Raw genomic sequence first — 23,421 nt, 5'->3', positions numbered from 1 at the left:
ATAAGGGCTGCCCTGGACGCGACGGCGTCTCGGAGGCGGCCCTTGCTCCTATTCTTGTTCTTGCTTAGCCGTAGGCTCAGTCCGCCCCTTCCTCCGAGCTTCCCAGAAACGGGAACAAGAGCTTCTGATTTTCCCTTCCGTACATATTCTGTTTCGTGATGACCGCCGACCCCGTGCTGATGAGCGGTTCCACCTTCTGTCCCCGGTACGCCCGCATCGCCGTCTTGATCGCCAGATACCCCATGTTGAACGGCTTCTGCACGACGATCGCCTGCAGCACCTCCCGCTCCAGGTAGTCGATCTCGTCCGTGGAGCTGTCGAAGCCGATCAGCTTGACGCGCCCCGCCGCGCCCGCTTCCTCGATCGCGCGGGCCGCGCCCACGGTCGAAGGCTCGTTGAGCGCCGCGATGCCGGCCAGGCCGGGATACTCCCGCAGCAGCGCCCGGGTCGCCTCGTAAGCCTTGTCGGGAAGGCCGTCGCTGTAAACCGTCGGAACGGTCTCGTATCTTCCGTCTTCCCGCAGGCTGGCCAACACGCCCTTCTCCCGTTCGATCGCGGGGGACGACGCCCGGATGAAGCTGACAACGCCGACCAGACCTCCGTCCGGCAGCTGCTCCTTCAGCGCGTCGCCGGCCTTCCTCCCCGCCTCGAAATTGTCGGTGGCGACCAGGCTCTCCGCATACCGGCCGTTGATGCCGGAATCGATCAGAATGAGCGGGATGCCCGCGCTTCGGATTTTGCGGGCGACGGGGACGAGCCGCTCGTAATCGGCGGCGGAGAGGACGATCGCCTTCGGGCGGAGCTCGATGGCCTGAAGGGCGAGCCGGATTTGGCTGTCGATGTCCTTCTCCCAATCGGCGCCGAACACGCGGACGTCGGTTCCGAGCTCCGCCGCCGCTGCGTCCACGCCTTGCCGGACGACCTCCCAGAATTCGATGCCGGGATCGATCGTTTTCGGGATATAGACGATCGGGCCATCGGAAGCGAGCCACTTCGCCTGGGCCCACCGGATCGCTCCGAAGGCCCCGACGGCCGCCAGCAGCAGGACGGCGAACAGGACGAATAGTCTTCCTTTTCCCCTCACGTCTCCTCCCCTCCCCGGCGGAACGGAACCCGGAGCACAACGGTCGTCCCTTCCTCCCGCTCGCTATGGAACTCCAGCCCGTACTGCGGGCCGTAATAGAGCCGAATGCGCTGATGGACGTTGCGGACGCCCACGCCTCCTCTGCCGCGCTCCCGGTCGCCCCGTTCGGACAGCATCGTCCGGACCCGCTCCGGCGGCATGCCGGCGCCGTCGTCCGCAACGATCAGCTCCAGCGTATCGCCGGCCTTCCGTCCCGAGACGACGATCGTCCCCGTCTCCGCCTTGTTCTTCATGCCGTGATAGATCGCGTTCTCCACGAGCGGCTGCAGCACGACCCGCAAAATCCGGCAATCCCGCAGCTCCGGGGGAACATCGATACGGTGGACGAACCGGTTCCGGTAGCGCATCGATTGAATCGTCAAGTAATTGCCGATATGCTCCAGCTCCACGGCGAGCGGCACCTCTTCCTCGCCCTGGCCGATGCTCGAGCGGAACAGCCGGGACAGCGCCGTCGTCATGTCGACCACTTCCGCCATCTTGTTCGTCTCCGCCATCCAGATAATCGAATCGAGCGTATTGTACAGGAAATGCGGCTGGATCTGCGCCTGCAGCGCCTTGATCTCGCTGCTGCGCTTGATTTCTTCGTCCCGCAGCTTCTGCTCCATCAGCTCCTTGATCTTGGAGATCATCAGGTTGAAGGTGCGGGCGAGCTTGCCGATCTCGTTCGTGCTGGTCACGTCGACGCGGATATCGAAGTTCCCTTTTTCCACCTGCTTCATATGCGCGTCGAGCTTCTTAAGCGGCCTAGTCATCGTAAAGGAGAGCAGCACGGAAAGGCCGAGCGCGACAACGAGACAGACGCCTCCCCACAGCGCGGAGGAGAGCTGCATGCGCGTCTTGTCGCCCGCCAGCTCCTTCGGGTAGGTGACGCCGACGATTTTCCAACCCAAATCGGTCGAGCGGATCGTGTACATCTTCGGCTCTCCGTCCTCCTTGACGTTCAACGTCGTATCCGGCGACCGAAGGATGAGCGGAATGTCCTCGGACTTCAAGTCGGTAAACATGATCTGCTGCTGGGGATGGTAGATCAGATCGCCGTACGCGTCGACAATGAACACGTAGCCCCGGCTTCCGAGCTTGATTTGCCTGCACAGATCGTTGATCAGATTGTAGTTCAAGTCGACCAGCAGCACGCCGCTCGGGTCGGACGGCCGGTCGCCGCTCAGCTCCCGGCTCAGCGAGATGACCCACCGGTACTCCTTCGGGTATAAATGCTCCACGTGCGAGGAGGACAGCACGACTCGGCCTCCGGATGCGCGGGCCTGCTTATACCAGTCCTGGACGATCAGCTCGTTGTAATCCTTGACCGCCGCGTCCGGCCGGTCCGTGAGAACGACGCCGTTCGAGCCCGCGAACAGCAAGGTGGCGATATCGGTCCGGGAAACGACGATCGAGTGGAAAAACTGTTCGATCCGCGCCGCCAGCCGCTCGTTCTCGGGCGTCTTCCGGGCGGTGGACAGAAACTTCTGCAAATCCCCGTTGCTCAGCGCGAGCGCGGAGATGCTCTCCATATTGCTGACGTACGTCCGGATGTTCGCGTTCACCTGTTCGATCAGCGCCGTCGTGTAATCGATCGAATTGTTCGTGACGAACGACGCCGACTGCCGGTACGAGCTGTAGCTGAGAAGCATCGTCGTGCCGAGGATGAGCAACGAGAAGGCAAGCGCGATGCTCGTATGAATGCTTTTGAACTGGAACGGACGTCTTCCCCTCACCCCGTCGTCCCTTCTCTCGCCGCCGCCCGGTATTCCTTCGGCGTAACCCCGACGTTCCGCTTGAAAATGACGCTGAAATATTGCGGATCTTCGTAGCCGACTTTCTCCGCGATCTCGTAGGTTTTGAGCGCGGTGCCGGCGAGCAGCTCCTTGGCCTTCGCCAGCCGGATGCCGGTCAGATGTTCGATAAACGTCTGGCCGCAATACTGCTTGAACATAGCGCTGAAATAGTTGACGCTCATGCACGCTTGCTGGGCGGCTTGCTGCAGCGACAAGTTCGGATCGGCGTAGTTCCGCTCGACGAATTCCTTCGCCGCCTGAAGGTGGGAGTCGGCGTCCGTCCGCCTGCGGCTGTCCATCTGGCGAAGGATGCGAATGCCCCATTCGGTCAGCCACTCCCGCAGGGCGTCCAGCGTCTTCAAAGTCGGAACGCGCGCGAACGGGCGGTCGGCTTCGAACGCTTCTTCCCCGTAGCCGGTCTCCTCCACCAAATTCATGACGGAGACGAGAAAACGCTGAATCGAGGCGTAGCCTTTATCGACGGAAGGAACCGATCGCCGAAGATGCTCGATCCATTCCCGAAGCGTCGACGCATAAGCCTGTTCGTTGCCGAGCTTCATGGCGGCGAGCAGCTTCCGTTCCCATTCGGCGTAACCAAGCTGGTGCAGGCCCGTTCCCCGCTCCACGTCGTGAATGGCGATGATTCGGTTCTTGCCGAGCAAAAAGCGGTAATCGAGAGCTGAAATCGCTTCCAAATAAGAGGAAGACAACGCAGATTTGCGGTCGCGCGGCCGGCCGATGCCGAACGACACGCGCACCTTCAAATATTTCTCGATGCTGTGCGCCGCTTGCGAAGCGAGCGTTTGGGCGGCGACGGAGCAATCTTCGGCGGCCCCCGCGTACAGGACGGCCGTCTTCTCGTCCTTCGTGCCGAAGACGAACCCGCCGTGCTCCTGCCCGAAAATTTCCTGCACAATGTTGGCCGCGCCGAATCGCAGGAGCTCCCGTTCCGGAGCTTGACCGCCGCCGGAGTCGCCCTTGAACTCGTCGATGTCCATGACCAGCGCGATGTAGGCCGGACCTTCCAGACGAAGGCCGAACAGGCGGAATTTGCGTTCGATCTCCTCCTCGCTCACGACGCTCGTCGCCATCCGTTCCAGAAACTTCTCCCGCAGCAGCGGCAAGCTTTCGTTCAACTGGAGCTGCAGCCGCCGCATATCCTCGCGCCGCGCCCGTTCCTCGTCGAGCTCCTGCTTCAGTCTGGCGAGCAGCCCGGCGAATTCCCGGAAGTTGATCGGCTTGAGCAAATACTCGTGAACTTTCAGCTGGATGGCTCTCTTGGCGTAATCGAAGTCCTCGTACCCGGTCAGAATGACCGTCTTCACGTCGCGGTATTTCTCCCCGATCCGCTTCGTCAGCTCAAGTCCGTCCATGAACGGCATGCAAATGTCGGTAATGACCAAATCCGGAGGACGGAGATCGGCCGCCTCAAGCGCCTCCTTGCCGTTGCCGAACGCCCCGGCGAGCTCGAAGCCGAAGGAAGCCCAATCGGTTCTCGCCATCATCCCTTCCCGCACTTCGTCTTCGTCGTCGATCAGGAACACTTTGTACATCGCCGTAATCACTCCCCCCGCCTGACTGGCTCATATCGGCACCCCTCCTGAGTGTATACCACCCCTCGGAGCTTCCGCCAGCGCCGCCCCCCCCCCGGACGGCAAAAGGGCGAACGGAGGCCCCCTTCCGGGACGCCCCTGTTCGCCGATGCCGCCGCCGGTTTATTCGTACAGAAGCGGCTTGATTTCGTCGGAATCGATATTGTTCTTGTCGTACCAGTGGAAACCCGTGTCGATCGTCTTGTCGACCGCTTCGCCCTTGTAGGCCATATAGGCGGCCTTGACGGCCCAGTAGCCGATGCCGATCGGGTCCTGCGTAACCGCGCCCGCCATCTTGCCGCTGCGGATCGCATCCATCTGCGCCTTGCCGGAATCGTAGCCGATGACGACGATGTCGTCCCGCTTCAACTCGGTGATGGCGTTGACGACGCCGACCGCGGAGCCTTCGTTCGAGCCGAAGATGCCCTTCAGGTTCGGGTGCGCCTGAATGATCGCCTTGGTCAGGTCGGTCGACTTCAGATGGTCGCCGCCGCCGTATTGCGTATCGACGATCTTGATGTCGGGATACTTCGCTTCGATCTCCTTCTTGAAGCCGTCGCGGCGGTCGACGCCGGTGCGGCTCGTCTGGTCGTGGACGACGAGGGCGATCTCGCCTTTGCCGCCGATCAGCTCCGCCATCTTGTCGGCGGCGAGCGCCGCGGCTTTCAGGTTGTCGGTGGCGGCCGTCGACACCGGAATGTCGCTGTCGACGCCCGAGTCGAAGCCCACGACGGGAATGTGAGCGGCTTGGGCTTTCTGAAGCAGCGGGATAACGGCCTTGCTGTCCAGCGCCGCCAGCGCGATCGCCTGCGGCTTCTTGTCGAGCGCGGCTTGCAGCATTTCAATTTGCTTGTCGACCTGGGTTTCCGTATCCGGCCCTTCGAACGTCACCTCGACGCCCAGTTCCTTCGCCGCTTTCTCGGAGCCTTGCTTGACCGCCTGCCAGAACTGGTGCTGGAACCCTTTGGAGATGACGGGAATGTAAATTTTGTCCGGCGCGGCGGAGGAGGCCGACGGTGAAGCCGCGCTTGCAGATGGAGCCGCTTCGCCTCCCTCCTTGCCGCCGACGTTGCCGCTGCCGTTGCCGCTTGCGCCGCACGCCCCGAGCAAAGCGGCGACGAGCGCCAGTACGGCCGCCATGGCGAAACTTTTGCTTGCTTTCATGGCTTTCTCCCCCTCTCGATCAAAATAGCGGTTTGCTCTGAACGTGTTACGCATTGCGCCGCCGGATCATGTCGGCGTAGACGGCCAGCAGCACGACGCCGCCGATGATGACGGTCTGCCATTCCTGCGGCACCGACAGGATGCGGAGGCCGTTCGTCAGCACGCTCATGATGAGCGCGCCGATGACGGTGCCGAGGATGGAGCCCCGGCCGCCGCTGAGCGACGTGCCGCCGATGACGACCGCCGCGATCGCCTCCAGCTCGTAGCCTTGGCCGAGCGCCGGCTGGGCCGAATTGAGGCGGGAAGCCATCAGAATGCCCGCGACGCCGCTGAACGCGCCGGTAATCGTGTAGATGACGATTTTCCACCGGCGGACGTTGATGCCCGACAGCCGGGCGGCTTCCTCGTTGCTGCCGAGGGCGAAGTTGTAGCGCCCGACGATCGTTTTGGACAGCAGCAGACTGGCGATAATCGCCATGCCGAAGAAAATAAACACCGCGTTCGGAATCGCGAAGCCGGGGATGATCGCTTCGATCGAGGTGCCGAGAGCGATCTTGGCGAAATCGGGCGTATCGACGAAGTAGATCGGCTTCGTGCCCGAGATGACGAGCGACAGCCCTTTGGTCATCATCATGACCGCCAGCGTCGCGATGAACGGCGGAATGTTCATGCGGGAGACGGCGAAGCCGCTGGCCGCGCCGCACAGCGCGCCCGCCGCGACGGCCCCGGCGATGCCCAGGACGATCGAGCCGCTCCCGAACGTGATGATGACGCCGGCGATGACCGAACTGAACGTCATGACGGTGCCGACCGCCAGGTCGATGCCGCCCGTGATGATGACGAAGGTCGAGCCGAGCGCAAGCACCCCGGTCACCGCCGTCGCAAGCAAAATGCCGACGATATTGTCGAATTTGAAGAAGTTCGGCGACGAAGCCGAGAAGACGACAATGAGCAAAATGAGACTGGCGAAAGCAAGCAGCTTCTGAAAAGCTCCCGTCTTCCGGAAAATCGCAAGCCGGGACAACGACGTCGGTGCGGCCATTTCCATCGATTCCACCTGTCAGGCTCCTCTCTGCGTGGCAAGCTTCATAATGTTCTCCTGCGTCGCCTCGGCTCCGCTCAGCTCGCCCGTCATTCGCCCCTCGCACATGACCAGAATCCGGTGGCTGAGCCTCAGAATTTCCGGCAACTCCGAGGAGATCATGACGATCGACTTGCCGCGGGCGGCCAGCTCTTCCAGCAGCGCGTAAATTTCCGCCTTCGCGCCGACGTCGATGCCGCGGGTCGGCTCGTCGAAGATGAGAATGTCGCAGTCCCGGACGAGCCACTTGCCGATGACGACCTTCTGCTGGTTGCCGCCCGACAGAAACTTCACTTTCTGGCGAATGCCCGGCGTTTTGATCCGCAGCGCGCCCGCCTGCTCCTCCGCCGCCCGCTCCATCGCCTTGTCCCGCATCCATCCGGTCCGCCGCCGGAAGCGGGGAAGCGACGCCATGGCGATATTGTCGCAGACGTCCATATCGATGAGCAGCCCGTACCGCTTCCGGTCCTCCGACAAATAGCCGATCCCGAGCCGGACGGCATCGTGCGGATGGCGGATTCGCGCCTTGCGCCCCCGAACGACGATCTCCCCGGCGTCGGGGCGGTCCGCGCCGAAGATCGCCCGCGCCACTTCGGTGCGCCCCGCCCCCATCAGGCCGGCGATGCCGAGAATTTCGCCCTTGCGCAGCCGGAAGCTGACGTCCTTCACGGCCGAGCCCCGGCTCAGTCCCTTCACTTCCAGAACGGTCTCCCCCGCGCCGGGGCCGGAGCCGATCTTCGTCCGTTCCTCCAGCTCCCGGCCGACCATCATCGCGATAATCCGCTCGATCGACGCGTCCGCCGCGGGCATCGTATCGACGTAACGCCCGTCCCGCATGACGGTGATCCGATCGGCGATCACCTTCAGCTCCTCCATCCGGTGCGAGATGTAGACGATGCCCACGCCGCTGCTCTTGAGCCGCCCGATGACGCGGAACAGCTCCCGAATCTCGGCGTCGGTCAGCGCGGCGGTCGGTTCGTCCATAATGAGCACCTCGGAGTGATACGACAGCGCTTTCACAATTTCGATCATCTGCTGCTTCGCCACCGTCAAATCCGCCACCTTCGTCTTCGGATCGACGTTGACGTTGAGCTGCTCCAGCCAATGCAGCGTGCGGCGCTCCAGCTCCTTGTCGTCCAGCAGCAGCCCGAACCACTTGCGCGGTTCCCTGCCGATGAACAGATTTTGCGCGACGGTCAAATCCGGAATCAAATTCAGCTCCTGGTGGATGATGCCGATGCCGAGCTGCTGCGCCGCCTTCGTATGGGGAATGTCCGTCTCGCGCCCTTTGTAGACGATGCTTCCCGCATCCTTGCGATAGACGCCCGTCAATATTTTCATCAGCGTCGATTTGCCGGCTCCGTTCTCGCCGACCAGCGCATGCACCTCCCCCGCGTTCAGCTCGAAGCGGCAATCAGACAGCGCCAGCACGCCCGGGAACCGCTTCTCGATCCCTGTCATCCGCACCAGCGGCTCGCCCATCTTCTTCACCTCTCTCCGTTAGTCTGATCCCATTGTAGAGGAGCCCCTTCGAAAAGAGAGTTGAATTATTTCAGAAAAAAATCGATTAATTTACGATCGTCAAAAGAAGCGAAAACAAAAGCCGGTCCGGGACGCGCCCGAAACCGGCCGAAGCTGCTGTATTCAATTCGCGGCGACGATATTGACGACGCGGATCTGCGCCAGCCCATCGACCGGCGCGCCGAACGCTTCCGCGACCTCCTATCCAAATCGTCGTTTCCAAATCGACGGAGCGGCCGGTTGTTCCTTCGCCAAGGTTGCCGGACTAGAGCATCTGATCGATATCCAGACGGCTTACAATCAATTATTGGGACTAAAATCCGACGGGACGGTCTGGCAGTGGAATTATACCGCTGTCCATGTCTCCAAACCCGCTCAAGTAAAAGGATTGGAGCATATCATCCGATTGGCCGGGAGCCAATCGGACTTGCACTTGGCGATTCGCAAGGACGGCAAGTTGTTCCTCTGGGGCGACAGCTTCTTTAATCGGGCAGGCGTCGGTTTGGAAGGAGGCCAAGCGGCTGCGGCTTCGGAAGCGCCCCGCGAATGGGTTCAGCCTCTCTCCTGGCAAGTGAACGGCCAAGCCGTTGCGTTCGCGGCGACTCCGACCGTCTATGAGAACGAGCTGTACGTCCCTTATGTCAGCGTGTTCGAATCGCTTGGCATCCGCTTGAGCCGGAGCGGGTCCGCTCAGGACAAGCAGCGCGGCAACGCTTCGTCTTCCGAGTGGAAGCTCGACTATCAAGGAAAGTCGATTGTTTTCAAGACATCCGATCCCGCCGAAGTGTTCGTGAACGGCAAACGGGTCCGGACCGCCGCCAAGCTTCGGTCAGCGGCGAATTCGACGCAATTCCCGCTGGAGTCTATTTGCAGGACGTTCGGAATCGCGATGGAATGGAATCGGACCACGGGTCTTGTCTCGCTTCGCAGCCAGGTTAACGGCTAACGATGCTTCGCCGGGGCATTCAAAAGGAAAGAGCCCGGCTCCGTCCCGGACTCGCTGTTCGCCGTCTTACTTGCGCTGCCCGACGATCAGAACACCTTCTTCTTCCCCTGCTCCGCCTTCAAAATCTCCACCGCTTCCTTGAAGCGCATGGAGTGCACGATCTCCCGCTCCCGGAGGAACTTCAGCGAGTCCTGAATGTCCACGTCGTCGGTGTAGTCGATGAGCCATTGATACGTTGCCCGAGCCTTCTCCTCCGCCGCGATGTCCTCGAAGAGATCTGCGATCGGATCTCCCTTGGCCTGGATATAGGTCGCCGTCCAGGGAGACCCTCCCGCGTTCTCGTAGAAGAGCGCTTTGTCGTGATTGACGAAGTGGGGGCCGAGCCCCGCCGCCTCCAACTGTTCGGGCGTCGCGTCCTTCGTCAGCTTGTAGACCATCGTGGCGATCATCTCGAGGTGCGCGAACTCTTCGGTGCCGATGTCGTTTAGCAGACCGACGACTTTGTCCGGGATCGTGTACCGCTGGTTCAAATACCGCAAAGCGGCCGACAGCTCGCCGTCCGCGCCGCCATATTGCTCCAACAGGAACCGCGCCATCCGGGGATCGCATTTGCTGACTCTGACGGGATACTGCAGCTTTTTCTCATAGATCCACATTCGCGTCCCTCCTTATACCTGCCACGGCCACGGCGGCTGATACCACTGCCAGGGATACCGGCTGTAGCTGTGGCCGAACTGCATCAGCGGGCCGTACTTGATCTCGAACGAGTGGGCCAAGTGAGCCCTCCGCTGGGCTAGTTGGTTGAACTGCTGAAGGGCGTGCATGTCGTTCGGATGCGTATCCAGATAAAGCGTCAGCTCCACGAGCGCAAAATCGACCTTCTGCAGCTGCTCCAATTCGGCGACATAGGCCGCATCGCCGGCGACGGAATGGCCGTCCCTTTCCGGCTCCCGGTTGCCGGCGCTTTCGTTTGCCTCCTTGTTCTCTTCCATCCGCTTCAGCCTCCTTTCCATTCGCGCCGCGACGGATAAGGGCTGTATAGCGCGGGCCACAACGTCCCTCTGCTAAGCGCCTCGTCCAGCGAAAATTGCGGCAAATTGGGCGGTTGAAAGGGGATGAACAGATTCGGCGCCACGACATACGATTTGACCCGTATGGGCGGACACGGGTCCCAAGGGCTCACGTACGGCTTCCATTCTCTCCATTGGCCGTCGTACAAGCGTCTTACCTCCTTCGTTCCACCTGAGTGGGCATTCTTTCCTAGTGTATGAGTCAAATATAGGCGAATGACCATCCGGGCAAAAAAAGAGACTATCCCCGGACCAGACGGGCCGTTGGGGATAGTCATCGCTGAAGAATGGGAGACGGGAATCCGGCAAAATCCGATCCGTCGGAGCCAGGCTCGTCCTAGTCCTCCGTCGGGTCGATTCGTGCGCTCGCTTCGACCGGCTCTTTGGCCGTCGCCGGGGCTCCATCCGCCGCGCCCGGCTTGGCGCGGTAAATGTGCACCCGGAGTACGCGAAGCCGCTCCGTCTGGGAAATTTCGAACACGTAGCCGCCGTAATACCATTTCTGTCCTTTGGCGATATTGCCTTCGAGATTGCGGAACAGCCATCCGCCGATCGAGTCGACCTCCTCGTCGTCGATGTCGAGACCGAACATGTCGTTAATATCCTCGATCAGCATGCGGCCTTCGACCGAGGTGATGTCGCCCTTCGTCACGACGCTCGGCAGCTCGTCGTCGAACTCGTCATGGATTTCGCCGACAATCTCCTCGAGAATCGTCTCCGCCGTCAGCATGCCCGCCGTTCCGCCGTATTCGTCGATGACGATCGCAAGCTGCGATTTCCGCTTCTGCATCAGCTTCAGCACTTTGCTGATTTCCATCGATTCCGGCACGCTCAGAATCGGCCGGAGAAATTCCCGCAGATCGTGCTCCTCGTCCGGGTCCGCGGTCAGCAGATCGGTAATGTGCACGAAGCCGATAATTTGATCCTTGTCTTCGACGGCGACCGGATAACGGGTATGCTTGGTCTCATAGACGAGCTTCATATTGTCGTGGAACGGCAAGTTGGTAAACATGCAGTCCATGTCCGTTCGCGGCAGCATGACCTCACGCGCGACCCGGTCGGAAAATTCGAATACGTTGTCGAACAGCGTCATCTCTTCCTTGTCGATGATGCCGCTCTTCGCGCTCTCGTTCATCAGAATGCGGATTTCTTCCTCGGTATGGGCCGCGTCGTGCTCGCTGGCCGGGCGGACGCCGATCGCCTTGAGCATCAAATTGGCGGCGCCGTTGAGCAGCCAAATCGCAGGCAGGAAAATCCGGTAAAACATAAGCAGCGGCCAGGAGAGCCAGAGGGATACCCCTTCCGACTTCTGGATGGCGAGCGACTTCGGCGCCAGTTCGCCGAGCACGATATGCATGAAGGTGATGACGATAAACGCGACGATGGCCGAAATCGTATGAATGACCGTCTCGTCCGTCACATGAAACTTGTGAAGCAGCGGCTCCACGATCAGATCGGCGATCGCGGGTTCGCCGGTCCAGCCGAGACCGAGCGACGCAAGCGTAATGCCGAGCTGGGTCGCGGACAAATAGACGTCCAGCTTGCGGTTCACTTTAAGCGCGTAGCGGGCTCTGGCGTTTCCTTCGTTGGCCAGCTGCGTCAAACGGCTTTGCCTTACCTTTACAAGGGCGAATTCGGCCGCGACGAAAAAACCGTTCAGGAAAACCAAAATAAGGACGACGATTAAATTCCAGACGATGGAGCCCCATAAAAATTCAGTATGCAATGTGGCAAGTGCACCCCTTCATATCGTGAATGCCCGCGCGCCGTCTTGTACCCGTATGGCCCCAATCAGATCGAAACGCGCCGGCGGGTAAAATCCACATCCTTGAAATACATGTCGGATACGAGCAGATTCGGTCCGCAGCAGTTTGCGGACGGGCAATGGCAGTTCACCTTGCCCTGAACGGGATGGTTCTGCCACCTGGCGAACACATCGTCCAGCCTCTCGTTCTTTATATTGCCGAACGGCGGAATGGACGCGAAGTCGGTCACGTACACGTCGCCGCTGAACAGATTGACGTTGACCCGGTTGCGGCCGTCGGGATCGTTGCGGACCGTCACGTTCCGTTCGTTGGCCAGCCTTCGGACGAGCGCCCGTTCCCGCGGGTCGTCCCCGCAAGCGAAAAACGGCAGCGTGCCGAACAGCATCCAAATATCCGGATTGCGATGGTCGAGCAAGGATTCGATCGTCTCTCTCATCTGATCGCGCGAGAGCATCGGAAGCCCCGCCGCGAACGAGCTCGGGTACATCGGATGCACCTCGTGCCTTTTGCAGCCCATTTCGACAATCAGGCGATGGATTTCGTTCATTTTGGCATGCGTGCGGAAGTTGATCATCGATTCGGCCGATACGAACAGGCCTTCGGAAGCCAGCCTGCTGGCATTCTCGATCATGCGCTCGTACAAGCGGGAGGAAGCCGCGCTTCCGACGGGACGGGCCGAACGGGCGAAGCCGACCGTATGGAAGTCTTCGGCGGTCGTATAGTTAAAGGAAATATGCATAACGTCCAGATACGGAGCGATCAGCTCGTAGCGCGCGTAATCCAAAGTGACGTTGGAATTGAGCTGGGAACGAATGCCCCGTTCCCGCGCATATTTGAGCAGCGGCAACAAGACGTTGCGGACCGTCTCCTCCCGGAAGGTCGGCTCGCCTCCGGTCAGGCTGATCGTCTCGAGATGTTCGACCTCGTCCAGCCGCTTCAGAATCAAATCGATCGGCAAATGCGGCGCTTCGGTCAAGGTCAGGCTGTCTCCGACCGCGCAATGCTCGCAGCGCATGTTGCACAAGTGAGTGACCGTAAATTCGACGCTCGTCAACGCATGTCGGCCGAACCTTCTCAGGGAGCGGATCGGATCCCACGGATCGTATTCGGGCGATAATGGCGTCAAATCGGCGGGCGGAGCGAAACGGGCGGACGCCGCCGCCGCCGGTGCGGTAAAGCCGTGCATGGCAAGTACTCCTGTCGTGACTGAATTTAATGTTTATTGTACTTGTCGGGTTAACATAAAGCAAACGAAAGCCCGCGGATCCGTCCGTTCCATGAGCTTTCCGCACGGCTGCTTCGCTCCGCGTTCACCGGTCGGAGCGGCCGGTTTCGACCTTCGTGATCATCACAGACAGCTGCTTGGACAAGTCTATATCGTAAGGCGTCTTCAGGTCGACGCCCGCTTCGTCGGTCAGCACCCGCACGACCGGACGATGGGCGCTGGCCGCATTGATGTCGACGACGACCGCCGTCTGGCCGGTGTTCAGCTTGACGGTAATGCCCAGCGGGTAGATGGCCACTTTGTCCCGGAACAGCTTCAGCATGGAGGTGTCGTACAGCGTGCCGCTTCCCGTATACAGCGTCTCGACCGCCCGGTGCGGCAGCATGGCGTCGCGATACACCCTATGGCTCGTCATTGCGTCGTAGGAGTCGACGATGCCGATCCATTTGGCGTATTCGTGAATTTCGTCCCCTTTCAACCCGCGGGGATAGCCCGATCCGTTCAGCCGTTCGTGATGCTGATAGGCGCAGTGAGCGACGATGAGCGGGATGTTCGGCTCGTCCTTCAGCAGGAAGAACCCCCGCTCCGTATGCCGCTTCATCTCCTCGTACTCGCGGTCCGTCAATTGGCCCGGCTTCAGGAGCACCTGCATCGAAATTTGCGTTTTCCCGACATCGTGAAGCAGCGCTCCGAGCCCGAGCGTCGTCAGTTCCTCCGAATTGTAGCCGTAAGCCATGCCGAGCAGAACTGAATACACGCACACATTCAATGAATGCATATACAAATAATGGTCGACCGTATGCAGATTCATCAGCATGATCATCGCGTCCCGGTTGCGCTGCAGATCTTCCATCACCAGATGCATGACCTGCCGCAGAGAACGGCCGACATAGGGATACGTTCCCGCGTGCCGCTTGCCGGGTTGATCCACCAGATCCCGAAAGACGGAGCGAATGCAGCTGAGCGCCTGCCTCTGCGTTTCTTCGCTCAAAATTTCCGGCATTTCAACTCCTTCGGTCCGCGGATCCTCGATGTATAAATAGCTGATCCCCTTATCGCCCAACCGCCGGATCAACGAATCGGTAAGCTCGACGCCTTCCGCCAACAGCACGATGCCATCATCCGCATAAATCCTTTTGCCCAGTTTCATTCCCGGGCGGCACATTGAAATGGGCATCATGCGCATTCCTAACGGGTCCCCCTCTTCAGCAAGTCTATAGATGTATTACTTGATACCTATTCTTAATCTAAGAGATTTGGAAGATTTGGGCAAGCGTTTGGAGGAAAAAATACGACAAAATTCGCCACGAATATGCAAAAAAGGAGGCGAAATCCGCCTCCTATCGTTTATCGCATGATGAACAAGTAGAATAGAATAGCCAACGCGAAACGGTACCACGCGAAATATTTCAGCTTGACCTTCTGCATGAATTTGAGGAAACCGACGATGACGATCCAGGCGACGACGAACGATACGATAAAGCCGGTAATGAAAAAGCCGATATCGTCCGAGTTGAAGTTGCCGATATTGTCGAGCAGCTCGTAGCCCGTCGCCACCGTCATGATCGGAATGGCGATGAAGAACGAGAAGTCGGCGGCCGCCCGGTAGCTAAGCCCGGAGAGCATGCCGGCCGCGATCGTCGAGCCGGACCGGGAGAAGCCCGGCCACAGCGACAAGCATTGCAGCAAGCCGATGATCAGCGCTTGCTTGTACGTAATATCGTCCATCGTCTCCGAGGTTCGCTTGATTTTGCCGGCGTCATACAACGCTTCGGAAATCCACATGTAGATGCCGCCTACGACCAGCGAGAGCAGCACCGGATATTGCGAGAAACCGAGCTCCTTGATCGGGTGCCGCAGCAGGAATGCGAGAGCCAGGGCGGGTACGATGGCGATGGCGACATGGATCAGATTCAGGCGCTTTCCCTTTCCCAGGTTGTCCACGCTCAGCCCTTTGACCGTCTCCTTCGAACGTCCGCCGAATATCTGGTAAATTTTCTTCCGGTAGACGAGCGCGATAGCCAATATGGCGGCAAACTGGATGACGACCTCGAACGTCTTGAGAATGTCGGGCGCTTCGCCGTAGCCCAGCAGCTTGTTCGTCAGAATCATGTGCCCCGACGACGAAACGGGAAGAAATTCGGTCAACCCTTCCACGATTCCTAGTATGACGCTATCAAACCAATGCAGCATGCTTCTCCTCCCCATTATCCATCGATCGTGTTAACCGTTGCGCTTTGCCGTGCGTCGACGCGGGCGCCTGCAATCGGCTATGGCTTCTTTGTCGTTCAGCGAGTCCGCGAGCACGTCCCGGATAAATTCCGGAAGGAGATAGCGGACGACGGTTCCCTCCTTCAAGTCCAAGTAACCGACGCCGAACGTGAACATGTCCAGCGTCCCGACGTCGTATTCGCGCTCGTCGTCCACCGGGACCCCACCGACGCTCAGCTCTGCAATCCGCTCGTACGGCGGCCTCGTCTCGTCGATCGTGACCTCCGCCCCGTCCACGCACAGCGTGCCGAGCTCGCGCCCGCGAAACCCGAACCCCTGGAATTCAAGCCCGATAAATTCCGGCAGCAGGCTCTCTTCCAGCGCCCGCCGCAACTGCTTCCCCTTCAGCCGTATCAGGCAAGGGTTGATCGGCGACGGGCAGATCGCGTGCAAATCCCGCTTCGTCACCCTGCCGGCCGGAAGCCCGGCAAGCAGCTGGCCGGCGTTCGTCAGACCGATCTCCGCGCCGGCGGCCTTCCGGATGCCGGAGGCGAGCAGCGTCCCAAGCGGAGATTCGCGGTCCGGGGCCGCTTCCAGCGGCTCATCCAGCGTGGCGATCGCCACGTCCAGGGCGGCGTTCGCTTCTTCCCTGCGCTTGTCTAACAAAGACGAGACGGCCGCGTCGGGGGCCATGCCGCCTGTCGGAAGGCAGCGCCCTTCGACCGACAGGGAGCCGTCCGGATTTCTCGCCAGCTCGACCACGCCCACGTGCCGGCCGAACTTGCCGGCCGCGCATAGCACCGTTCCCGCCACCTTCACCGGCGTCTCCAGCAGATGGTGGGTGTGGGCGCCCAGAATGACGTCGATGCCGTCGAGCGAGGCGGCGAACCGCTCGTCCTGCTTCAGGCCGAGATGCGAGAGGAGGACGACCGCGTCCGCTTCTCTCCGCAGCTTGGGCACCCACTCCTCCGCGGTCTTGAACGGATCTTCCGCACGCCAGCCCAGCAGCTCGTAGAAGTCATTGAAGGGCGCCGTCAAGCCGAGCAGGCCGATCTTCATTCCGGCTTTCTCGACGACGACGGCGGGCTTCATCCAGGAAGGTCTCCTGCCGGTGGCCGAATCCAGCAAATTCGCGCACACGATCGGGAACGGGACGCCATCGAAGAGAACGTCGAGCTGCTGCCGCGTATAGGACAACCCTTCGTTGTTGCCCATCGCCACGGCGTCGTACCCCATCGCCTCCAGGAGGCTGCGGTTCGCCATGCCCTGCGTCCCTTCCGTCTCGACGCGCACGCGGTCGAGGAAGTCGCCGCAATCGACGAGCAGCAGGCGGTCCGGCGGCACGCTTCCGCGCAGTTCCCGGACGTATCCGGCGATCCGCGCCGCCTCTTCGAAATGGCTGTGAATATCGTTCGTATGCAGCAATATCAGCGTCTCGGCGTTTGCCTTCGCGTTCATCTTCCCCTCCTGCGCCGGGAACGGACAAGCGCCCGTTCCGTTCTACCGGCCCCCTACCTCTTCCTTGATAACGTTACACGATTCGTTGTGGCCGCGCAACCGGGGCTTTAGCCGCCAATTTGGGACATTCTCCGCTCGGTAGGAACATGGGACTGGGCCTCTCCGGCCAGAAGGGCCGCCATCTCATGATTCTCGGGTTTGATGGCCATCGCCCGGTCGAGCAGCGCGTCCAGCGCCTCTCTGGAGCCGAGAGCCGGACGGACGTTCAGTTCGTCCATCCAATACAGGCAGGGCTTGATATGGCCGTCCGCCGTCAGTCTCAGCCGGTTGCAGTTCTTGCAGAAGTGATCGCTGATCGGATGGATCAGACCGAACGTGCCGGCCGCTCCGCGAATGCGCCAGTTCTCCGACGGGCCGCTCCCTTCGGGCGCTTCCGAAGCGGCTTCGAGCTCGTAGCCCTTCATCCTTGCCGTCTCCAGAACCCGGCCGAGCGGGAGGTAGTGATTGCGCCAGCCCGCGTCGTCATGCCCGATGGGCATATATTCGATGAAGCGGATGTGCAGCGGCTGTTCGACGGACATGCGCAGGAACGTCTCGATCTCGTCTTCGTTGATTCCTTTAAGTAAGACGCAATTCAGCTTGATCGGGTTCAATCCGGCTTCGGCCGCCGCCCGTACGCCTTCGAGCACCTTCTCGAGGTTGCCGCGCCTCGCGATAAACCGGAACCGCGCCGGATCGAGCGTATCGAGACTGATGTTCACCCGGTTCAATCCCGCTTCCTTCAGCTTGCGCGCCTGCGGCGCCAGCAGCAGTCCGTTGGTCGTCAGCGCAATCTCTTCGATGCCGTCGATCGAAGCGAGCCGCCCGATCAATCGGTCGAGGTCGGGGCGGATGAGCGGCTCTCCTCCCGTAATGCGCAGCTTGCGGATTCCCCGCTCCGCGGCGGCTTCCACCACTTCGGCGATCTCCGCATACGAGAGCAGCCGGTCCTGATCCATGAACTTCATGCCTTCCTCGGGCATGCAATATAAGCACCGCAGGTTGCAGCGGTCCGTAACGGATATCCGTAAATACGTATGTCGCCTTCCAAATCGATCCACCAGCTCCGGCATCCGTATCCCTCCTCGCACCCAAAGGTTCTCTGTTCTGCGTATTTAATGATACTAGAATAACATTTTCGGAAGCGATATGGTATTCTTGAACAAGGGATCAATGAACATCAGATGGAAGGAATATGGACATGAACCGTGCACATAGTTGGCGGATCGCCTTGTTTGCGGGACTTGCCGAACGATTGGAAGCCCGCTTCATCGATATGGATTACGAAGAAGACGAGCTGACCGTCGGCGAAATCAAACGGCGGCTCATGGCGCGCTATCCGGATCAGGCGGACTTGCTGTCCGTCTCCTTCATGGCGCGCAATCAGGCGTTCGCAAGCGACGAGACGGTCGTCTCGCGGAGCGACGAGCTGGCGCTGCTCCCCCCCGTATCCGGCGGGGCGGACGACGAGACGCGGGAGGCCGCCTCCGGCGCGAAGGCGAAGCGGTATGCGGTCGTCACCGGTCCGATTAACGCAGAGACGGTCCGGCAATTGGTCGCGCATCCCGACCACGGCGCTTGCCTGCTGTTCATCGGCACGACCAGGGAATGGACGAACGGTTCGCGTACGGTGCTGCTCGAATACGAAGCTTACGTTCCGATGGCGATCGGGGCGCTCGAGCGGATCGGGGAAGAGATCGCGGAGCGTTGGCCGGGAACGCTGTGCGCCATTCACCACCGGATCGGAAAGGTCGGCATCGGCGAAGCCAGCGTCGTCATCGCCGTCTCCTCGCCTCACCGGGCGGCCGGCTACGAGGCGAGCCGATATGCGATCGAGCGTTTGAAGCAAACGGTGCCGATCTGGAAAAAGGAAGTGTACGAAGACGGCTCCGAATGGAAGGGCCATCAGCTCGGGCCTTGGAATCCTCTCGCTCCGTTCGAGCTTCCGGAGGGGGGAGCTTCATGAACGGGCCGTCTGCGGAAGAACGGTATGCCCGCCAGATTCGGTTCGCGAAGATCGGAACCGCGGGACAACGGAAGCTGGGCGAAGCCTGCGTCGCGATCGTCGGCGTCGGCGCCCTCGGCTGCGTCATCGCCAATCATCTCGCCCGGGCGGGCGTCGGCCGCCTGATCCTGATCGACCGGGATATTGTCGACCGCACCAATCTTCAGCGTCAACTGCTCTACGACGAGAACGACGCGGCGGCCGGCCTGCCCAAAGCGGTCGCCGCGGCGGGCCGTCTCGCGGCGGTGAACAGCGGCATCGCGATTGAGCCTCGCGCCGTCGACCTGTCTTCGGCCAACGCGGAGACGCTGCTCGGCGCGGCCGATCTGATCGTCGACGGAACGGACAATTTCGGCGCCCGCTACTTGATCAACGAAGTCGCCGTCAAATCCGGCGTTCCCTGGATTTACGGAGCCGCGGTGGGCGCATCGGGCATGACGGCGACGATCCGGCCGGGCGTTACGCCTTGCTTGCGCTGCCTTTTCCCGAACACGCCTCCGGGCGGCTCCCTCGATACGTGCGAGACGGCGGGCGTACTGGCCCCGATCGTCGATACGATCGCCTCGATTCAAGCGATGGAAGCGATCAAGCTGCTGACGGGGCAGACCGAAGCGCTGCACGGATCGCTGCTGCAGATCGATCTATGGCACCATCAATGGCAGCCGCTGGCGTTATCGGGCGCGAAGCGGGCCGATTGCCCGGTCTGCGCGGAACGCCGGTTCGCCGCCCTGGATTCGTTCGCGGCGGAGCCGATGACGGCCGCGTTATGCGGGAGGCATACGGTGCAGGTATCGCCGGCCGAGCCCGCCAGCCTGGACCTGGAGCTTCTCGCGAATCGATGGAGCCGGCTCGGCGAGGTGGAGCTGACCCCGTACCTCCTTCGTCTTCGGCTGCCGGAGCCGGAAGGCGCCCTGTTCTCGCTGTTTCCGGACGGACGGGCGCTCGTCTCGGGTACGGACGAGCCGGTCGTGGCCAGGCGAATTTACGCTTCCCTTGTCGGAGAATGAAGGAAAAGCTTGCGTCCCTCACCAAGGATTGGTAGCATAAAGTTACCGAATGAAACCGCTTTATGGCATTTTTATGCATACGGAATTGCACGATCATCACGCGAATGTCGAGGTGCCTCATGAGAGTCCAATTAACGGATGTGCAACCTGGGGATCGATTGGCGGAAGATATTTTCACCGAACAGGGGCTTCATGTCTTATCCAGGGGAACCGTCATTCAGGAACGGGACTTGCATCGGCTTCATCAGCTTCGGATCGACGACGTCGAGATCGAGCGCCGGATCGCGGAGGAAGAGGGCACAACCGGCTTTGCTTCGCAAGCTCGCCTGCTTCCGTATTACGACGACGCGGTGGCCGGTTGCGAGCTGCTCTTCAAGCGGGCGCTGGAAGAAGGGCAGTTGCGCGGCGGCGACGTCGAGGCGAGTTTTCAACCGCTTGTGGATCAAGTCAAGACGGAGCGGGACGTCGTCTCGCTTCTGCTCATACTTAATAATCGGGACGATTATACGTATCAGCACTCCGTTCAAGTCGGCATGCTCAGCTACTATCTGGCCAAGTGGTCGGGTTGGGACGAGGAAGAGACGACTCAAGCCGGCAAAGCCGGGTTCCTGCACGATATCGGCAAATGCCGCATTCCCGATTCCATCCTGAACAAGCCCGGCAAGCTGACCGACGAGGAGTTCGACGAAGTCCGCCGCCATTCCGTCTACGGCTTCGAGATTATTCGCGCATCGTTCGGCGAAGGTGTGGCTGCAACCGCCGCGCTCCAGCATCACGAGCGGTTGAACGGCGAAGGCTATCCATACCGGCTGACGGCCGAACGAATCGAGCCGATCTCCCGGATTGTGGCCATCGCGGACGTCTACAGCGCCATGATCTCCGACCGGTCTTACCGCGACAAGCTCGATATGCTGACCGTGCTCAAGAAGCTTTATCAGCTGAGCTTCCGGGAGCTCGATCCCCATATGACCCAGACGTTCATCCGGCACATGCTGCCCAACTTCATCGGGAAGAAGGTCGAGATGGTCAACGGGGAGACAGGCATCGTCGTCATGAATCATCCTACCTTGCTGTTCCACCCGCTCGTCCGGGTCGGGGACAAATTCGTGGACTCGTCCGTCGATCGCAGCTTCGAGATCAAGCAAGTATTCCTGTAAAAGGATTCCCGGAAAGTCGTTCGGATGTTCGCCGGGAACGTTCAAAAGGCCGTCTCCGGACGGTCGGCATTCGACCTTCCGGGACAGCCTCACGGATTTTCTTATCTACGGTTCAGGAAAGCACCCGCTTGGCCGACAAAAACGTCATCTGCCAGTACGGCTTGTTGATGTCGGTAATTTGCACGCCGTCCTGCGGCTCCGGGCTGGAGTGGATCATTTTCCCGTCTCCCATATAGATGCCCACATGGCCGACAGTCGCATCGTTCTTGAAGCGGCCCGGCACGGAGAAGAACAGCAGGTCGCCCGCCTGAAGCCCGTCCTTCGCCACGGCCGTTCCGAGACGGCTCTGCTCCTCCGCCGTACGAGGCAGCTCGACTCCGTATTTGCCGAAGATAAATTGGGTGAAGGACGAGCAGTCGAACGTGCCCGTGTCCTCATACTTCCCCGTTCCGAAATCGTATTTTACGCCCAAATACTTCTGAGCATCCTGAACCACCCGGCTGCCGACGGCGCTTTGGCCGGTTTGAGCGGTTTGGCCCGCGAAGTGGCCCCGAGCTCCTTGACCGACAACATTGCCTTGACCGATAGGGCTTCCTTGGCCCGCTTGGCCGCCCGGCAAGAGGGGGCCGACGGCCTCGTTGCCGCCCCTGGATTGGGCGCGCGGCTCCCCCGCTTCCGTCCCGCGAGCGTCCCGGAACGGAAGCGCGAGATCGTCCGCTCCCGTGTCCCGGGCCGCCGGACGGGGGAAAAACGAGACTTCGCGTCCGTCCGAACGGAACGAAGCGACTTCTCCGAACAGGGCTTGCAGCGCGCTGACCGGAGCATATAGCCGATTGCTTTCCTTTACTGCCGGAGCCGGCATCCGAATCATGCGTCCGCCGCTGTGAACGGAGCTTTCCCCCGGCTTGAACGTCCATCTGGCGTCCCGATCGCCGATGCCGTACCGCCCGCCGCTTAGCCATTGCCCTCGGAAGCCGATGGCCCGGGCGATGTCATTCAGCGCGACATAGCCCGTATGATGAATCGGGACGACGGGAACGACGCTGGCCGCGCGTTTTTCCTCCGAACGAGTCGTGTCCAGGGATTTCACTTTGACCGGACCGGAATATTTTCTCAGATCGCCTTGGGTATCTCCGGGATTATTCACGCAGCCGGTTAGCGCGGCCGAGATCAGAAGAGCCGCCGATGCGCCGCCGACCCATCTTCCATAACGAACATTGCCCATCGGGTGTTGATCGCCTCCGGTAACTGGAATGAACCTCTCCCGTTAGCATGTTTCCCCGGTCTTCTAATTATGCCTTGCCCGGCGCGCTCTCCCGCCTTTCTGCAAATAACGCAAGCAGAGAACGCGAGCACGAATATATTGAATCAAGACATCCGGGAAGGTTGGTAACGATGCTCATCGAACGAAGAACATCCCCTTGGGCCGAGCTTTTGCGGCCGTCGGAACGCACATGGATTCCTCCGTTGCCTGGGATTCCGCCGCTCCCGCCACCGCCGCCCCCTCCCCCCGTAACGACTAAACTTTCCCTGGCGAATGCGGAGGGCAAACGCAAGAAAGCCCCCGCTTATCAGGGAGGGGAGGCTATTCCGTCAATGGGTATGGATTGAGGAAACCTTCGAGAATCGTATGCTAACGCAGCCTTTTGGGAATTTGCCGCACCAATCGGCCGTTCTCGTAAATGAGGATGCAAACATTTTTGACCTTGCCTCGCGTAGTGAACAGGAGCAGAAACGCTTCCTCCCTGGGTAGCGGCGAGCCGACGCGTCTTCCGTTGTAACCGAGATAGTACTCCCGCAAAGAAAGCCCTTGATCCGATCATACAACATACACTATTTTACATAAATACTGAATTTTCGCCATTTTCCACTCTTAAATGTAGGCTATCCATGATTATTTATTTCTTATCTCATCATTGTTGCTGGAACTGGAATGGCCGCCGGGTGAAGCGCAAGTCGATTTCGGTGAAGCGGATATCTTTGATGCGGACGGCGAGAAGAAAGCCTGTAAGTTCCTCTGCGTCACCTTCCCCTACAGCAACGCGGGCTACACGCAGCTGTTCGGCGGCGAGACGGCCGAGTGCGTGGTGCACGGCCTGCGCGATATTTTTCACCGGATCGGCGGTGTGCCGGGAAGACTGATCTTTGACAATGCCAGCGGCGTAGGCCGGCGAGTGAACGAAAATGTCCAGATGGCGGATCTGTTCCTTCGCTTCAAGGCCCACTATGGTTTCGAGGTCACGTTCTGCAATCCGTACGC

General features: G+C 60.4%; 21 protein-coding genes. 4 read left to right on the top strand and 17 right to left on the bottom strand.

Translation table 11 applies throughout. From position 1 onward, the window contains the following. Positions 1 to 76: 76 nt before the first annotated feature. The 6 genes from G485_RS0107430 to G485_RS0107405 all read right to left on the bottom strand — a co-directional run bounded on the left by G485_RS0107430 (position 77) and on the right by G485_RS0107405 (position 8,238). A complete protein-coding gene (locus G485_RS0107430; RefSeq protein WP_027092048.1) occupies positions 77 to 1,084 on the bottom strand; it encodes a substrate-binding domain-containing protein in 1,008 nt (335 codons plus the stop codon). Continuing rightward, positions 1,081 to 2,859, bottom strand: coding sequence for a sensor histidine kinase (locus G485_RS0107425; protein ID WP_027092047.1), 1,779 nt, complete (start codon positions 2,857 to 2,859; stop codon positions 1,081 to 1,083). The genes G485_RS0107430 and G485_RS0107425 overlap by 4 nt, the downstream gene beginning before the upstream one ends. Further along, complete coding sequence (locus tag G485_RS0107420) at positions 2,856 to 4,472, bottom strand: response regulator (protein ID WP_027092046.1); 1,617 nt, start codon at positions 4,470 to 4,472, stop codon at positions 2,856 to 2,858. Before G485_RS0107420 ends, G485_RS0107425 begins: the two co-directional genes overlap by 4 nt. A 162-nt stretch (positions 4,473 to 4,634) precedes the next feature. Further along, positions 4,635 to 5,675 (bottom strand): ABC transporter substrate-binding protein, encoded by a 1,041-nt coding sequence (locus G485_RS0107415; protein WP_027092045.1) that lies wholly within the window; start codon positions 5,673 to 5,675, stop codon positions 4,635 to 4,637. A 46-nt stretch (positions 5,676 to 5,721) separates the two neighbouring features. Then, on the bottom strand, positions 5,722 to 6,723 hold the full coding sequence (locus G485_RS0107410; RefSeq protein WP_084423190.1) for an ABC transporter permease: 1,002 nt from the start codon (positions 6,721 to 6,723) through the stop codon (positions 5,722 to 5,724). A 12-nt stretch (positions 6,724 to 6,735) separates the two neighbouring features. Continuing rightward, positions 6,736 to 8,238 (bottom strand): sugar ABC transporter ATP-binding protein, encoded by a 1,503-nt coding sequence (locus G485_RS0107405; RefSeq protein WP_027092043.1) that lies wholly within the window; start codon positions 8,236 to 8,238, stop codon positions 6,736 to 6,738. Positions 8,239 to 8,419: 181 nt separating this feature from the next. Here G485_RS0107405 and G485_RS0107400 point away from each other — a divergent pair, with 181 nt between their 5' ends. After that, on the top strand, positions 8,420 to 9,223 hold the full coding sequence (locus G485_RS0107400) for a stalk domain-containing protein (RefSeq protein ID WP_027092042.1): 804 nt from the start codon (positions 8,420 to 8,422) through the stop codon (positions 9,221 to 9,223). A gap of 86 nt (positions 9,224 to 9,309) precedes the next feature. On the opposite strand, the gene G485_RS0107395 is transcribed toward G485_RS0107400, so the two are convergent. The 9 genes from G485_RS0107395 to moaA form a co-directional block, all read right to left on the bottom strand. Then, positions 9,310 to 9,879, bottom strand: coding sequence for a manganese catalase family protein (locus G485_RS0107395; RefSeq protein ID WP_027092041.1), 570 nt, complete (start codon positions 9,877 to 9,879; stop codon positions 9,310 to 9,312). Between the two features lie 12 nt (positions 9,880 to 9,891). Then, positions 9,892 to 10,215 (bottom strand): spore coat protein CotJB, encoded by a 324-nt coding sequence (locus G485_RS0107390; protein ID WP_084423184.1) that lies wholly within the window; start codon positions 10,213 to 10,215, stop codon positions 9,892 to 9,894. Between the two features lie 5 nt (positions 10,216 to 10,220). Next, positions 10,221 to 10,442, bottom strand: coding sequence for a spore coat associated protein CotJA (locus tag G485_RS0107385; RefSeq protein WP_027092039.1), 222 nt, complete (start codon positions 10,440 to 10,442; stop codon positions 10,221 to 10,223). Between the two features lie 188 nt (positions 10,443 to 10,630). Continuing rightward, positions 10,631 to 12,019 (bottom strand): hemolysin family protein, encoded by a 1,389-nt coding sequence (locus G485_RS25505; protein ID WP_084423182.1) that lies wholly within the window; start codon positions 12,017 to 12,019, stop codon positions 10,631 to 10,633. 65 nt (positions 12,020 to 12,084) lie between these two features. Then, entirely contained in the window at positions 12,085 to 13,245 is a 1,161-nt protein-coding gene (gene yfkAB, locus G485_RS0107375; RefSeq protein ID WP_027092038.1) for a radical SAM/CxCxxxxC motif protein YfkAB, read from the bottom strand. Positions 13,246 to 13,369: 124 nt separating this feature from the next. Beyond that, positions 13,370 to 14,470, bottom strand: a complete 1,101-nt coding sequence (locus G485_RS0107370; RefSeq protein WP_027092037.1) for an HD-GYP domain-containing protein — start codon at positions 14,468 to 14,470, stop codon at positions 13,370 to 13,372. A gap of 161 nt (positions 14,471 to 14,631) precedes the next feature. Further along, positions 14,632 to 15,477, bottom strand: a complete 846-nt coding sequence (locus G485_RS0107365) for an undecaprenyl-diphosphate phosphatase (protein ID WP_027092036.1) — start codon at positions 15,475 to 15,477, stop codon at positions 14,632 to 14,634. Positions 15,478 to 15,507: 30 nt separating this feature from the next. Beyond that, positions 15,508 to 16,953: a bifunctional metallophosphatase/5'-nucleotidase gene (locus G485_RS0107360; protein WP_027092035.1), complete on the bottom strand. Its 1,446-nt coding sequence runs from the start codon at positions 16,951 to 16,953 to the stop codon at positions 15,508 to 15,510. Between the two features lie 107 nt (positions 16,954 to 17,060). Next, a complete protein-coding gene (moaA, locus tag G485_RS0107355) occupies positions 17,061 to 18,065 on the bottom strand; it encodes a GTP 3',8-cyclase MoaA (protein ID WP_027092034.1) in 1,005 nt (334 codons plus the stop codon). A gap of 128 nt (positions 18,066 to 18,193) precedes the next feature. Here moaA and G485_RS0107350 point away from each other — a divergent pair, with 128 nt between their 5' ends. From G485_RS0107350 to G485_RS0107340, 3 genes are all read left to right on the top strand, one after another. Then, entirely contained in the window at positions 18,194 to 18,958 is a 765-nt protein-coding gene (locus tag G485_RS0107350; RefSeq protein WP_276203342.1) for a molybdenum cofactor biosynthesis protein, read from the top strand. Continuing rightward, a complete protein-coding gene (locus G485_RS0107345) occupies positions 18,955 to 20,004 on the top strand; it encodes a ThiF family adenylyltransferase (protein WP_027092032.1) in 1,050 nt (349 codons plus the stop codon). The genes G485_RS0107350 and G485_RS0107345 overlap by 4 nt, the downstream gene beginning before the upstream one ends. A 119-nt stretch (positions 20,005 to 20,123) precedes the next feature. Beyond that, positions 20,124 to 21,161, top strand: coding sequence for an HD-GYP domain-containing protein (locus G485_RS0107340; protein ID WP_027092031.1), 1,038 nt, complete (start codon positions 20,124 to 20,126; stop codon positions 21,159 to 21,161). A gap of 112 nt (positions 21,162 to 21,273) precedes the next feature. On the opposite strand, the gene G485_RS28270 is transcribed toward G485_RS0107340, so the two are convergent. Both G485_RS28270 and G485_RS30360 read right to left on the bottom strand, forming a co-directional pair. After that, a complete protein-coding gene (locus G485_RS28270) occupies positions 21,274 to 22,386 on the bottom strand; it encodes a C40 family peptidase (protein WP_051318090.1) in 1,113 nt (370 codons plus the stop codon). Between the two features lie 688 nt (positions 22,387 to 23,074). Continuing rightward, positions 23,075 to 23,421: hypothetical protein (locus G485_RS30360; RefSeq protein ID WP_169732299.1), on the bottom strand; the 347-nt coding region annotated here is incomplete at its 5' end.

Origin of the sequence: Cohnella thermotolerans DSM 17683 (assembly GCF_000429825.1) — a bacterium.
GTDB lineage: Bacteria > Bacillota > Bacilli > Paenibacillales > Paenibacillaceae > Cohnella > Cohnella thermotolerans.
The sequence above is the reverse complement of the archived record's forward strand: the minus strand, read 5'-3'. Positions and strand labels throughout refer to the sequence as shown.